Below are 13402 nucleotides of genomic sequence, written 5' to 3' on the forward strand. Positions count from 1 at the left end.
GACGGCGGACATGTCGAGCTTAGTCGATGGACGACAATCGTCGCTGGCCACAGCCCCGCCACCGCCCGCCCCTCGACGTCGGGTTCCGTGGACGGGACGTACAGGTCGGTCGGTCAATTGCTTCTACGGTTTGTCGTACTACCCTCGAAGGGGCGCACCGACACCGGGCCCCGGCAGGAAAGGGACGACCTCGCAGGAATGGGTTCCGCAGACGTTTCACCACAGATGGCCTTCGCGCGCTTCGTGCGACGCGCCATCGACGACGCCCGCGACGAGCGGGGGTGGACGGTGAGCGACCTGGCGGCACACACCGGAGTCGGTCGGTCCACCGTCTTCCGCTGGCTCGCCGGCGACTGGCAGGACTACCCCGAGCTGGCCAAGGTGCGCGGCTTCTGCGCCGCCCTCGACCTGCCGGTGGCGGCGGCGTTCCGGGCGCTCGGCCTGCCCGACGCGGGCCCGGCCCCCCGCCGCCGCGCCGACGACGCACCGGTCGAGGCGGACGTCCGGGTCATCCTGGACCGGCTGGCCGACCCGACCGTGCCGGCCGAGGAGAAGCACCACATCCGGGACCTGCTCCGCTACCTGGCCCGCCGCCCGGTCCGACGGGCCGGCTGAGTCGCCCGGGCCACGCTCAGGGCACGTCGACGGTGAACTCGGCGGTCCGCACCTCGCCCGCCACCTGGAAGTCCAGGAACATCCGGTAGCGGCCCGGCCCCGGCACCGTCGCCCAGAAGGTCACCGGGTCGCCGGCCGGTGCCGGCTCCGGGTGCACGTGCAGGTAGCCCAGGTCGCCTTCGCGGAGCGCGACCAGGTGGCCGTACGCGCCGAGGTAGCGCTCCAGGGCGGCCGGCGCGTCACCAGCGCGGACCCGGAACCGCAGCGGCACCGCCCTGCCGACCTCCGGGACGCCCTCGTAGCCGACGGTGAATCCGTCGACGGTCGTGCTGGTGGCCGCGGCGGGCAGCGGCGACGGGGTGTAGCCGCCGGGCGCGACCAGGTCCACGCCGAGGGTCACCGCCGTCTGCCGGCCGTCGTCGGCGAGCGCGGTGAAGTCGGCGTACGCCCGCCAGACGCCCGGCTGCGGCAGGGTCAGCGGCACGGACCAGGTGCCCTCGGCGGCCATCGTCGGGTGCAGGTGCTGGTAACCGGTGAGGTCGCGGCGTACCACGATCAGGTGCATCGGCTTGTCGTGCACGACGGCGAACCGGGTGACCGGGCGGCGTTGGTCGTCGCGTACCTGGAAGCGGAGCTCGCCGGCCCGGCCGGCGGTGAACTCCCCGGCCGACGGGGTGAGGGTGTAGCCGGCCGAGGTGACCGACAGTCCACCGGCCCCGTCGGTGGACGCCTGGTCGGCGGCCGCGCCGTGACTGTGCGCCCCGGTGCCGGGGGCGTGGGTGTGCTCCGCGCCGGTGGCCACGTCGGCGCCCGTCGCGCCCGGGGTGGCCGGCCGGGGGTTGGCCCGGCCGAGGCCGAAGCCGAGCAGGACGGCGAGCACAAGCCCGCCGACGACCAGCGCGAGCCGCAGCGTGCTCCGGTCGGGGCCGCCCGGGTTCCCGTCGTCGGGCGGCAGGTCAGCACCGCGCCGGCCGGTGATCGGGTCACCGTCCGGCCCTCCGAGCGGGGTGTCACCGGCCACCGGGCGCCCGTCGGCCACCGCCGGGCCGCCTCCGTCCGCCGGGCCGGCGGGCGGAGGCGTGGGCGAGCGCTCAGGCACCGCCGCCGGCCAGTTCGTAGCCCGCCTCGTCCACGGCGGCCCGGACCGACTCCTCCGACAGCGGCGCGACGCTGGTGACCGTCGCGGTGCCGGCGGCCAGGTCCATCCGGACCTCGTCAACCCCGGGCAGCGCGGACAGCTCCGCGGTGACCGCGCGCACGCAGTGCTCGCAGGTCATCCCGGTGACGGCGTACGTCTGGGTGACGGGTCGCTGGTCGGCCATGCACCCACGGTACCGCCGGATCGGGTGCGGGCCGGTCGACGGTCGGTGACCGTGGCGACCATCGCATTCGGCCCGCCCGGGGAACTTTCCGGGGTGGCACCCACCCGGGCCGGGATCAGCCCGGCCGGGCCGCCCGGAGCGCGTCGACGGTCAGCCGGCGACGGCGAGGACGAGCGGGAGCACGTCCGGGGCGCCGGCCCGGCGCAACGACCGGGCCACCATGGTCATCGTCCAGCCGGAGTCGACCAGGTCGTCGACGAGCAGCACCGGCCCGTCCAGCCCGGCCAGGGCGTCGGCCAGCTCGTCGGGGACGGCGAAGGCGTCGTGCAGGGTGCGTACCCGTTGGGCGCTGTTGCCACGCGGCCCGCCGGGCCCGGACGGGCCGGTGGGGACTACCTGGCCGAGCAGCGGCAGCCGGCCCACGGTGGCGATCCGCTCGGCGAGCGAGCCGACCAGCACCGGGTGGGTCCGGGAGCACACGGCCACCACGCCGACCGGGCGGCGCGGCCACGGGTCGTCGCCGTGCGCCCAGGCCTTCAGCACCTCCACCACGGCCCCGGCCACGTCGTCGGGGACCGGGCCGTCCGCGGCCTCCGGCCCGACCAGGCCGCGCAGCCGCCCGCCCCAGCCCAGGTCGGAGAGCCGCCCCACGGCCCGCCCGGGCAGCGTCTGCTCGCCGGGGGCGATCCGCCCCTTCAGGGGTACGCCGACCGCGTCCAGCCCGGTCGGCCAGAGCTTCTTCGGCGCGATCTCCACGCCGGGCCGGCCGAGGAAGGTCTGCGCGGCGGTGAGCGCGGCGTCGGAGACCTCCGCGGCGAAGAGCGGGCCGGCACACCGGTCGCACCGGCCGCAGTCGCCCGCACCGGCGTCGTCCAGGCACTCGCGCAGGTACCGCATCCGGCAGCCGGTCGTGGTCGCGTACTCCCGCATGGCCTGCTGCTCGGCGGTGCGCGCCTGGGCGACGCGGCGCAACCGGGCCTCGTCGTAGACCCAGGGCTCGCCGGTGGCGAGCCAGCCGCCGCGGACCCGGCGGACCGCGCCGTCCACGTCGAGCACCTTGAGCATCAGCTCCAGCCGGGCCCGGCGCAGGTCGACGACCGGTTCGAGGGCCTGGGTGGACATTGGCCGGTCGGTGGGCAGCGCGGCGAGCACGGCCCGGACCTGCTCCTCCGGCGGGAAGGCCAGGGAGGCGAAGTAGCGCCAGATGGCCGCGTCCTCGACGCCGGGCAGCAGCAGCACCTCGGCGTGTTCGACGGCCCGGCCGGCGCGGCCGACCTGCTGGTAGTAGGCGATCGGCGAGGGCGGCGCGCCGAGGTGCACCACGAAGCCGAGGTCCGGCTTGTCGAAGCCCATGCCCAGCGCGGAGGTGGCTACCAACGCCTTGATCTTGTTGTCGAGCAGGTCCTGCTCGGCGGCGCGGCGGTCGGCGTCCTCGGCCTGACCGGTGTAGGAGGCCACCGACCAGCCCCGCGACCGCAGGAACTCCGCCGTCTCCCCGGCCGCCGCGACGGTCAGCGTGTAGATGATCCCCGAGCCGGGGAGCCGGTCCAGGTGGTCGGCGAGCCAGGCCAGCCGGTGCGCCGGGCTCGGCAGGTCGAGTACGCCCAGCCGCAGCGACTCCCGGTCCAGCGTGCCGCGCAGCACAAGCGCGTCACCGAGCTGCTCGGCGACGTCGGCGGTCACCCGCTCGTTGGCGGTGGCGGTGGTGGCCAGCACCGGGGTGCGCTCGGGCAGGTTGCCCAGGAAGGTCCGCAGCCGGCGGTAGTCCGGCCGGAAGTCGTGCCCCCAGTCGGAGACGCAGTGCGCCTCGTCCACCACCAGCAGGCCGGTGGTGGCGGCCAGCTTCGGCAGAACGGTGTCCCGGAAGTCCGGGTTGTTGAGCCGTTCCGGGCTGATCAGCAGCACGTCCACCGTGCCGGCGTGGATTTCGCCGGTGATCTCGTCCCACTCATCAAGGTTGGCGGAGTTGATGGTGCGGGCCCGGATGCCGGCCCGGGCCGCCGACTCGACCTGGTTGCGCATCAGCGCCAGCAACGGCGAGACGATCACGGTCGGGCCGGCCCGCTCCTCGGAGCGCTCCCGGAGCAGGGCGGTGGCCACGAAGTAGACCGCCGACTTGCCCCAGCCGGTGCGCTGTACGCAGAGCACCCGGCGACGGTCGACCACCAGCGCCTCGATCGCCCGCCACTGGTCCTCGCGGAGCCGGGCGTGCTCGCCGGCCAGCCGGCGCAGCACCGCCTCGGCCCGTTCCCGTACCGCCGCCCGATCCTGGCTCATCCGGCATTTCTACCAGCGCTGCCCCCGCCCCCACCCCTCCCCGCCCCCGCCTCCGCCCGGTGATCAAGAGGTTTGCGTCACGATTCCGGGTCCGGACGGAGGCAAACCTCTTGATCACCCTGGCGGGGGCGGGGTGCTGGACGGGGCGGGGTCGGGCAGCGGGGGGAGGAAGACGAGGAGGTCGCGGAGGGAGTCGGTGAGCAGCGGCGGGAGGAGGCAGCGGGCGGCAAGCTCCTCCATCGAGCCGAACGGGCCGCGGAGCCACCGGTCCATCGCCACCTGCCGGGCCTGCGCGGCGCTGATCCCGGGCAGCCGGGCGATCACCTTCTCCCCCACCGCGTTGATGTCCACCAGGCCCCCGTCGTCGAAGGTGCGGGGCAGGTCGGGCCGGCCGATGTGCAGCTCCTGCCGGGCCACCGGGTAGTGGTACAGCAGGTAGCGGGCCTGCTCACGGCGGATCCGGCGGTCGTCGGCCGGCGGCCCAGCGCCGCCCCGACCCCTGACCGCCGCCCAGACCACGCCGTTGAGCAGGATCGCGTGCAGGACGCCGAGCAGCCAGGCGACCAACCAGGCCACGATCAGGAGGCCCTCGGCGTCTGTCACGTAGTCCGGGTCGCCGCTGCCGAGCACGACGATGAACGTGACGGCGAACGACAGATAGCAGACGGCGGCGAGCGCGTTGCGCCAGCTCCGCCGCCAGCCGGCGTAGACGAGCACCACCAGCCAGGTGAGCAGGCCGAAGGAGAGCATCGCGGTCAGCGCGCCGACCACCGTTGCGCTGACGCTGAGCCAGCGCGGCACCGGCTGGGGCCGGGGACGGGCGGGCAGCTGCTCGTACCGCGGTGGCGGGAGGAACGGGGCGGGCGACGGCCCGGCCGGCGACGCGGGGAGGGCGACCGGCGAGCCGACCGGTCCGGGCGGGAAGCCGACGCTCGGCGCGGACCCGGGCCCGGCGGCCGGCGCGGGTATCGGCGCGAAGCCGGTGGCCGCCGGAGGTACGGGCGGGAAGCCGGGGACGAACGGCGACGCGAACCCGGCCGGCGGCGAGGCGGGCACGTCGGGCGTGCCTGCGGACACGAGCGGGCCGGGCATCTCTCCGGCAGCCGATTCCGACCCGCCCGGCCCCTCCTCGACCGGGTCCGCCTCCGCCGGCTCGACCGCGGCCGCCTCCACCGGCTGGGTCGGGGCAGCCTTCAGCAGGGTCGGGTCGGAGCGGAGGATGCGGCGGTGCAGCTCCCGGAGCACCTCGCCCGGCTCGATGCCGTACTCCTCCCGGAGCAGGCTGGCGAACTCCCGGTACGCGGCGAGCGCCTCCGCGTGCCGGCCGCTGCGATGCAGCGCCAGCATCAACTGGTACCGCAGCCGCTCCCGGACCGGGAACTCGGCCACCAGCTCGACCAGTTCGCCGACCAGCTCGCGGTGCCGCCCGCACTCCAGCTCCAGGTCGGCACGGGTCTCCAGAGCGACGGCCCGCAGCTCGACCAGCCGGTGCCGGGCGGCCTCGAAGACCGACCCGGCGAACCCGGTGAACGGCTCCCCCTGCCAGAGCTCCAGGGCCGCCGTCAGCTCCGCCAGGGCCTCGGCCGTACGCCCCGCCGAGTACCGCTGTCGGGCCCGGTGGACGCCACGCTCGAAGCGGACCGCGTCGACCGCCTCCGGTGTGATCCGGAGCAGGTAACCGGCGTCGGTCAGGCTGAGCACCTGCCCGGGCGTACGTGGGGAGCGGTCCGGCTCCAGCACCCGGCGCAGTCCGGCGACGTACTTCTGCACGACGTTGGGGCCGTTGGCGGGCGGCTCCTCCGGCCAGACCGCCTCGACGATCTGTCCGGTCGGGACCGGACGGCCGGCGGAGAGCAGCAGCACAGCCAGCACGGCGCGCTGCTTGCCGGGGCCGAGGTCGAGCTCCCGGTCGGCGTACCAGGCCCGCTGAGGCCCGAGGATCCCGAAACGCAGCGTTCCTGACATGCGAGTTTTCGCTCCTGACACCCCCTGGGGACCGGGCGGCAGTGCCCGGCAGCCGGACGGCAGCATATCGGCAGCCGGACCGCCGTGGCGGCCGGCAGCATCGTCAACGGCAGAAGCCACGCAGCGAGAAAGAGAAGTGCGATGACACAGGCAACGGGCAGCGCCGGCACCATCCGACGGGCGGTCGGCACGGCCGCCGCCCTGCTGGCCGCGACCACCCTGCTCGGGGGTTGCGGGCCGAAGGTCGGATCGACCGCCGCGCCCCGGACGAGCCCGAGCGCCGCGCCGAAGGAGGCGCTCCTCGACGCCGTCCCCGACGGCACGGAGGGAGCCTTCCGCTTCACCGGCAAGGACGCGTCCAGCAACCTCACCGGGCGAATCGACCCGGAGTCGAAGGCCTTCGAGATCAACACCGCCATGGCGCCGGACAAGGACGGCATCACGATGAAGATGTCGTTCCTGCTGATCGGGGACGAGATCTGGATGAAGGCGAAGTTCAGCGGCCACCCGGGCCTGCCGAATTTCCCGAACAAGTGGATGAAGCTGGACCGTGCGAAGCTGACCGACAGCGGGAGCGTGCCGTCCTACGACGGCGCGGACCAGGGCAATGCCGGCCCGCTCATCGAGGCGGCCACCTCCGTCGAGGAGCAGAGCCCCGGCAAGTACGTCGGTTTCATCGACGTGACAAGCGGCAACGCGGCGCAGGCGCTGGAGGACGGTGAGGCGGCGGCGCTCGGCGAGGCCGGCAAGCACGTGCCGTTCACCGCGCTGGTCGGGCCGGACGAGCACCTCGCCTCGCTGACGCTGGAGATCCCCGCAGCCGGCAAGCGGAAGGCGTACGAATACGTGGTCACGTACGCCGACTACGGCAGCACGCCGAAGATCACCGTGCCGACCGGCGGCGCGGCGACGAAGGCGCCGGCGATGGCGTACGAGATGTTGAACAGCTGAACCACGACGCAGGGGGCGGCGGCCGCACGGGGGGCCGCCGCCCTTTCGTCGTCAGCGGGCCGCGCGGGCTCAGCGGCCGAGGACCGAGCCGCCGTTGACGCCGAGCACCTGGCCGGTGACGTAGCCGGCGGCGGGGCCGACCAGGTAGCGGACCGCCGCAGCGATGTCGTCCGGCTGGCCGGCGCGGCCGACCAGGGTGGCCGCCACCCGGGTGGCGTGCCCCTCCGGGGTCATCCGGTCGCCGAAGAACTCGGTCTCCGCGACGTAGCCGGGGCTGACCACGTTGACCGTGATCTGCTCCTTGCCGAGCTGCGTGGCGAGGTCGTACGCCCAGCCGTGCAGTGCCGCCTTCGCCGCCGAGTACGCCCCGCCGCCGCCGCGCTGCGCGGCGATCGAGCTGAGCAGGACGATCCGGCCGCCGGGGCGGCGCAGGGCCGGCCGCAGCGCCTCGGTGAGCAGCACCGCGGTGAGCACGTTGGCGTCCAGGTTGGCCCGCCAGTGCGCCGCGGTCCCGGCCAGCGTCCCGGTGTCCCCCCCGAGGTACCCGCCGGCGTTGTTCACCACCGCGTCCACGATCCGGTCGCCGACCGTCTCGACGACCCCGGCGACCTGCGCGGGATCGGTCAGGTCCGCGGTCACGGCGGTGACCGCGTCGGCCCGCCCGCATTCGACCCGGATCCGCTCGGCGGTGGCCAGCAGCACGTCCGCCCGCCGCCCGACGATCAGTACGTCGTACCCGTCGGCCACCAGGCCCCGCGCCACGGCCGCCCCGATCCCGGTCCCACCGCCACTGACAACCGCGAACCGCTCTCCCACTGCCGCCACCTCCCGTCCGTCAGGCCCCGTTGATCATGAGGTTAGCGGGCTCCGCCGTGGCGTGGCGCCCCGCCAACCTCATGATCAAAGAGGTCGACGGGGGTCAGGGGCGGCGAGGAAGGAGCCGGAGGAGGGGGGCCAGCCGGGTACGGAGGCTGGCCAGGCCGCCGGGGAAGAAGTAGACCGCCAGGATGAAGACGGTGCCGAGGACGAAGAGGGGCTGGGAGAGGGGGTGGCTGAGGAACGCGGGGAGGTTGTTGACGGCGTCGCTGGTGCCGAAGGCGGTGAGGCGGTGGTCCAGGTACATGTAGAGGACGCCGCCGAGCACCGGACCCCAGCGGGTGCCCGGGCCGCCCAGCACCACCATGACCAGCAGCGACAGGGTCAGCTCGGACGACGTGAGGTGCGGTGAGGCGCCGCCGACGATCAGGCAGTAGACCACTCCCCCGGCCGCGGCGAGGCCACCGGCCAGGGTGAACGCCACCAGTTTGAACCGGTACGGGTCGAGCCCGAGCACCCCGATCCGCCGCTCGTCGTCGCGCAACCCGGCCAGCACCCGCCCGGTCGGCGAGCCGGAGACCCGGTGCACCACCAGGACCACCAGCGCCAGGTACGCCAGCGCCAGCCAGTACAGGTTGACCGTGTTCGTCACCCCGACCAGGGCGGGCGGCAGCCCGGAGACGTCCAGCGGCAGTCCCTCCTCGCCGCCGGTCCAGCCGTAGAAGTCCCGGGCCACCAGGATCGCGCCGACCTGGGCGAAGGCGAGCGTCACCATGGCGAAGGCGATCCCGACGGTACGCAGCGCGATCGCGCCGAGCAGCGCGGCCAGCGTCGTCGCACCGGTGACGGTGAGCAGCGCGGCCTGCCACAGCGGCAGCCCGGCCCGGGTGACCAGGATGTCGGTGCCGTACACCCCGGCGGCGAAGTAGAGCGCGTGCCCGAAGGAGAGCATCCCGGTGCGGCCGAAGAGCAGGTCGTACCCGGCGGCCAGTCCGCCGAAGACCAGGCAGATGGCGAGCAGTTGCAGGGTGCCCGGCGAGTTCAGCGGCCCCTCGAAGATCCCCGGCAGGGCGACCGTCGAGTACGGCACGACCGCGGCCACCGCCAGCGCCACCAGCGGCAGCCAGGGCCGCAGCCCGTGCCACCGCGAGTGCCCGGGGGTCAGCTCCGCCGGCACCTGGGCCGGGGGCGCGTCGACCATCGAGTCGGTCATGCGTGAGCCACCTTTCCGGCCAGGCCCTGGGGCCGCAGCAGCAGCACCGCGGCGAGCAGGCCGACCACACAGATGTCGCCCAGCCCGGACTCGCCGTAGTAGTTGACGAACTGTTGCACCAGCCCCACCGCGACGGCCGCGTACGCGGACCCGACCACCGAGCCCATCCCGCCGATCACCACCACGATGAACGCGAAGATCAGCAGCGAGCCGCCCTGCCCGGGCGAGACCGTGCCGTAGAACGTGCTGCCGAGCGCGCCGGCCAGCGCGGCGGCGGCCCCGCCGATCGCGAAGACCAGGGTGAACGCCTTGCGCACGTCGATGCCGAGCGCGGTGACCATCTCCCGGTTCTCCACCCCGGCCCGGATCACCAGGCCGTAGCGGGTCCAGCGGAGGAAGGCGAGCAGCGCGCCGAGCACCAGCACCGCCGCGACGATCAGCAGCAGCCCGCCGTTGGGCACGTTCGCGCCGAGGATCGAGGTCACCTGCCGGGTCCATTCCGGCCGCGGGAACGGCCGGGCGTCCGCGCCCCAGGTGGCCTGGAGCAGCGCCACCCCGGCCAGCGACAGGCCGACGGTGACCAGCACCTGCTCGATGGTGCGGGTGTAGAGCGGCCGGATCAGCACCAGCTCCACCAGCACCGCCACCAGCGCACCGGCGAGCACGCCGAAGGCGACGGCCAGCACGAAGCCGAAGCCGTCCGAGCCGGCGCCGGGCAGGTTCCCGGCGGCCCACCAGGTCGCGTACGCGCCAACGCCGAGGAAGAGCCCGTGCGCGAAGTTGAGCACGTCGGCGAGGCCGAAGACCAGGGAGAGCCCGGAGGCGACCAGGAAGTAGAGCGCGGCCAGGCCGAGCCCGGTCAGGGTCAGCAGGACGATGCCGCTCATGAACGCACCTCCGGGGCGCGGACGCCACTGTCGTGGCCGCCGGAGCCGACGCCGAGCAGCGACTTGGTCAGCCCGGTCTCCAGCAGCAGTTCCTTCGCGTCCCCGGCCCAGGCCACCCGGCCGGCGGCGAGCACCACCGCGTCCCTGGCCAGCCGCCGGACCACCGCCAGGTTCTGCTCGACCAGCAGCACCGGCACGGATTCCGCCACCCGTTCCAGCACCTCGGCCACCTCGGTCACCACCTTCGGCGCCAACCCCTTGGTCGGCTCGTCGACCAGCAGCAGCCGGTTGTCGTTGAGCAGCACCCGGCCGATCGCGAGCATCTGCTGCTGCCCGCCGGAGAGCGAACCGGCCCGTTGCCGTCCGCGCCGGTCCAGCTCCGGGAAGAGCGCGAAGACCTTGTCGTACGCCGGGGTGGTGCCCCGCCGTTCGGCGAGCCGGAGGTTCTCCGCGACGGTGAGGCCGGCGAAGACGCAGCGGTCCTCGGGCACGTAGCCGAGCCCGCCGCGGACCAGCCGGTGGGTGGGGCGGGCGAGCAGGCTCTGCGCGCCCATCCGGATCGTGCCGCGCACCTCGCCGTTGCGGGGGGTGAGGCCGACGACGGCGCGCAGCGTGGTGGTCTTGCCGACCCCGTTGCGGCCGAGCAGCACCGTCACCCCGGTCGGCGCGACGGTGAACGACACCCCCTGGAGGATGTGCAGCCCGGCGATCCGCACCGACAGGTTCTCCACGCTGAGGACGGGTTCCGTCATAGTGATTCCCCCAGGTACGCCTCCTGGACGGTGGCGTTGGCCATCACCGTGTCCGGGGTGTCGCAGGCGAGCAGCGCGCCGTGGTGCATCACGGCGATCCGGTCGGCCAGCTCCAGGATCACGTCCATGTGGTGTTCCACCATCAGCACCGACCGGCCACTGTCCCCGGTCAGTGACTTGATCACCGAGACCAGCTCGGGCACGTCCTCGGCGCTGACCCCGGCCATCGGCTCGTCCAGCAGCATCACCCGGGGCTCCCCGGCGAGCAGCAGGGCGATCTCCAGCTTGCGCTTCTCGCCGTGGGCCAGGGTGCCGGCGAGCGCCGTACCACGGTGGTGCAGGCCGACCCGGTCGAGCGCCGCGTCGGCGGCGGCGGCCACCTCCCGGTCGGCCGCCGCCCGCCGCCACAACTTCATCGAGCCACCCCGGTGCGCCTGTACGGCGAGCCGGACGTTCTCCCGGACGGTGAGCGAGCCGAAGACCGAGGACGCCTGGAAGGTACGTCCCAGCCCGAGGCGGGCCCGCCGGTGCGGCGGGAGGGCGGTGATGTCCTCCCCGTCCAGCAGGATCCGGCCCTCGGTCGGCCGGCGCAGGCCGGTGATCAGGTTGAACAGGGAGGTCTTGCCGGCGCCGTTCGGCCCGATCACGCCGAGGAACTCCCCGGGCGCCAGGTCGAGGTAGACGCTGTCGACGATGGCGACCTCTCCGATCCGCCAGGTCAGACCGCGGGTGGCGAGCACAAGTCAGCCCTTCATCTGGGTGACCGGCGGCGCGGTCTCGTCACCGGTCAGGCTCTTCGGCGCGGTGGCCGTGAAAGCGGTGCCGCTGCCGGAGAGCTTGGCCTGGTACATCGGCTGGAGCAGGGCGTGGTCCTCGGCGCGGATGGTCATCGGGCCCTTGATCCCGTCGAACGACCAGCCTTCCAGGGCCTTGACCATCTTGTCGACGTCGTCGCCGCCCTCCTGCACGGCGCGGACGACCATCTGCGCGGCGGCGAAGCCGTCCGGGTGGAACAGGTCGATCGTCCCGCCGGGGATCTTCGCCTTGGCGGCCTTGGCGGCCTCGGTGTCGCTGGCCCCGTCGAAGTAGTGCGACAGGAAGGAGATCTTGGCGCCGGCGGCGCCGAAGGTCGGCCAGGAGGCCCGGATGTCCAGGCCGGTGACGACCGTGGTGGAGGAGAGCACACCCTGCTGGTCGAGGGTCTGCCACATCGCGGGGGCGGTGGTGCCGGCCCAGGCGACGAAGAGCAGGTCCGGCTTGGCGGCCTTGATCTGGCTGGCGAACGGGGTGAACTCGGCGGCGCTGGCCGGGGCGCGGACGGCGCTGACGGTGGCGCCCGCCCCGCCGATGACCTTCTTGACGGCGGCCTCGTTGGCGTCGCCGAACGCGCCGTCCTGGGCGAAGACCACCACCTTCTTGCCGGCCGGGTCGCCGATGAACGACTTGGCGGTCACCACGTCCTGGTAGGACTGCCGGCCGGAGCGGAAGGTGTACTTGTTGGCGCCGGTGAGCGCGTCGGTGGCGGCCGGGCCGGAGATGAAGAGCGCCTTGTTCTGCGCGGCGATCGGGGCGACCTGAAGCGCGACGCCGGACGCGGTGGATCCGGCGATGATCTTCGTGCCCTTGCCGATCAGGTCCTTGGCCGCGGAGACCGCCTTGGCCGGGTCGCCCGCGTCGTCGACCTCGGTGAGCTCGATGGTGCGGTCGCCGACCTTGCCGGTGCCCTTGGTGGCGTAGTCGAGGCCGGCCTTGAACCCCTCGATGTACTGCTTGCCGTAGCTGGCCAGGGGGCCGGACTGGGAGTACACCAGGCCGACCTTGACCGGGGCGGTGCTGTCACCGCCACCGGAAGCGGTGTCCTGCGGGCTACCGCAGGCCGTGGCGGCGAGCGCCGCGGCCATCATCGTGGCGGCGGAGAGGAACGCCCGCCGCGTGTGCCGGACCGTCATCGCGACTCCAGGTGAGGACAGGAAGCATGTGTCGGCTCACGCTAGAAGTGACGTCACCCACGGGCCATGTGGCGGCAACACACAAGTAACGCGGGTGGGATGGCCGGCCGTAACAAGCTGCGGCCAGGTCAGTTCACCACACCGGCACACGATGGTCGCCGACCCTACCGCGCAGCCCATGGCTGTGTCGCGCCCCGCCATCGCCCCCGTTCCTCACCCGCCCGTCGCCTTCGGACCGCACGGACCTGAGTGATCAGCCGGCCGTGGGCACCGGCGGCCGCCGTCGAGGCGCCGGTCGCAGAAGACCCAGTGCCGTACGGACTGCGCGTCCTCGGCCGAGACCGTCGTACCCGCACGGTCCACATCGACCAGGAAGGAGAGAGCCCGGGTGATCGCCCGGGCGAATCGCAGCGCGGCGGGCAGGTCGGCCGCGGTACATATGTCGCCGAACGCCCGACCCGATAGGGGTTCTCCGGCGCTACAGACCTGATGACGTCAACGGATCACCCGCCGGACCGACCTCGATCGCGCTGAGGATCGCGCTCGATCCTGGAACAGGGGCCTCGTCGGCCGCGCGACACCACTGCTGGCAGGATCTTGCACGATCTTCGGAAACGCTCGGCCCAGAACCCGCGCGAGTCGTTCCCGACATCAG

12 protein-coding genes are annotated in these 13402 nt (G+C 73.7%); 2 read left to right on the top strand and 10 right to left on the bottom strand.

Features of this window, described 5'->3' with window-relative positions:
• The first annotated feature begins 198 nt into the window (after positions 1-198).
• Complete coding sequence (locus ACLQ2U_RS14570; protein ID WP_425751161.1) at positions 199-615, top strand: helix-turn-helix domain-containing protein; 417 nt, start codon at positions 199-201, stop codon at positions 613-615.
• Positions 616-631: 16 nt separating this feature from the next.
• Here the strand turns inward: ACLQ2U_RS14570 and ACLQ2U_RS14575 are convergent, their stop codons facing one another.
• The 4 genes from ACLQ2U_RS14575 to ACLQ2U_RS14590 form a co-directional block, all read right to left on the bottom strand.
• Positions 632-1654: a hypothetical protein gene (locus ACLQ2U_RS14575; protein ID WP_425751162.1), complete on the bottom strand. Its 1023-nt coding sequence runs from the start codon at positions 1652-1654 to the stop codon at positions 632-634.
• A 52-nt stretch (positions 1655-1706) separates the two neighbouring features.
• A complete protein-coding gene (locus ACLQ2U_RS14580; RefSeq protein WP_425751163.1) occupies positions 1707-1937 on the bottom strand; it encodes a heavy-metal-associated domain-containing protein in 231 nt (76 codons plus the stop codon).
• A 150-nt stretch (positions 1938-2087) separates the two neighbouring features.
• Complete coding sequence (locus tag ACLQ2U_RS14585) at positions 2088-4214, bottom strand: DEAD/DEAH box helicase (protein WP_425751164.1); 2127 nt, start codon at positions 4212-4214, stop codon at positions 2088-2090.
• Between the two features lie 114 nt (positions 4215-4328).
• Positions 4329-6179: a BTAD domain-containing putative transcriptional regulator gene (locus ACLQ2U_RS14590; RefSeq protein WP_425751165.1), complete on the bottom strand. Its 1851-nt coding sequence runs from the start codon at positions 6177-6179 to the stop codon at positions 4329-4331.
• Between the two features lie 141 nt (positions 6180-6320).
• Between ACLQ2U_RS14590 and ACLQ2U_RS14595 the strand changes: the two genes are divergently transcribed.
• Positions 6321-7130 carry a hypothetical protein gene (locus ACLQ2U_RS14595; RefSeq protein WP_425751166.1) on the top strand — a complete coding sequence of 270 codons (810 nt, stop codon included), beginning with the start codon at positions 6321-6323 and terminating at the stop codon, positions 7128-7130.
• A 69-nt stretch (positions 7131-7199) separates the two neighbouring features.
• Here ACLQ2U_RS14595 and ACLQ2U_RS14600 read toward each other — a convergent pair whose 3' ends face one another.
• From ACLQ2U_RS14600 to ACLQ2U_RS14625, 6 genes are all read right to left on the bottom strand, one after another.
• Complete coding sequence (locus tag ACLQ2U_RS14600; RefSeq protein WP_425751167.1) at positions 7200-7946, bottom strand: SDR family NAD(P)-dependent oxidoreductase; 747 nt, start codon at positions 7944-7946, stop codon at positions 7200-7202.
• 103 nt (positions 7947-8049) lie between these two features.
• Complete coding sequence (locus ACLQ2U_RS14605) at positions 8050-9159, bottom strand: branched-chain amino acid ABC transporter permease (RefSeq protein ID WP_425751168.1); 1110 nt, start codon at positions 9157-9159, stop codon at positions 8050-8052.
• Positions 9156-10046 carry a branched-chain amino acid ABC transporter permease gene (locus tag ACLQ2U_RS14610; RefSeq protein ID WP_425751169.1) on the bottom strand — a complete coding sequence of 297 codons (891 nt, stop codon included), beginning with the start codon at positions 10044-10046 and terminating at the stop codon, positions 9156-9158. The genes ACLQ2U_RS14605 and ACLQ2U_RS14610 overlap by 4 nt, the downstream gene beginning before the upstream one ends.
• On the bottom strand, positions 10043-10798 hold the full coding sequence (locus tag ACLQ2U_RS14615) for an ABC transporter ATP-binding protein (RefSeq protein WP_425751170.1): 756 nt from the start codon (positions 10796-10798) through the stop codon (positions 10043-10045). The genes ACLQ2U_RS14610 and ACLQ2U_RS14615 overlap by 4 nt, the downstream gene beginning before the upstream one ends.
• Positions 10795-11538, bottom strand: coding sequence for an ABC transporter ATP-binding protein (locus ACLQ2U_RS14620; RefSeq protein WP_425751171.1), 744 nt, complete (start codon positions 11536-11538; stop codon positions 10795-10797). The genes ACLQ2U_RS14615 and ACLQ2U_RS14620 overlap by 4 nt, the downstream gene beginning before the upstream one ends.
• A 3-nt stretch (positions 11539-11541) precedes the next feature.
• Positions 11542-12747, bottom strand: a complete 1206-nt coding sequence (locus tag ACLQ2U_RS14625) for a substrate-binding domain-containing protein (protein ID WP_425751172.1) — start codon at positions 12745-12747, stop codon at positions 11542-11544.
• Positions 12748-13402: the final 655 nt, after the last annotated feature.

Source organism: Micromonospora sp. DT47 (assembly GCF_049844475.1).
Lineage (GTDB): Bacteria > Actinomycetota > Actinomycetes > Mycobacteriales > Micromonosporaceae > Micromonospora.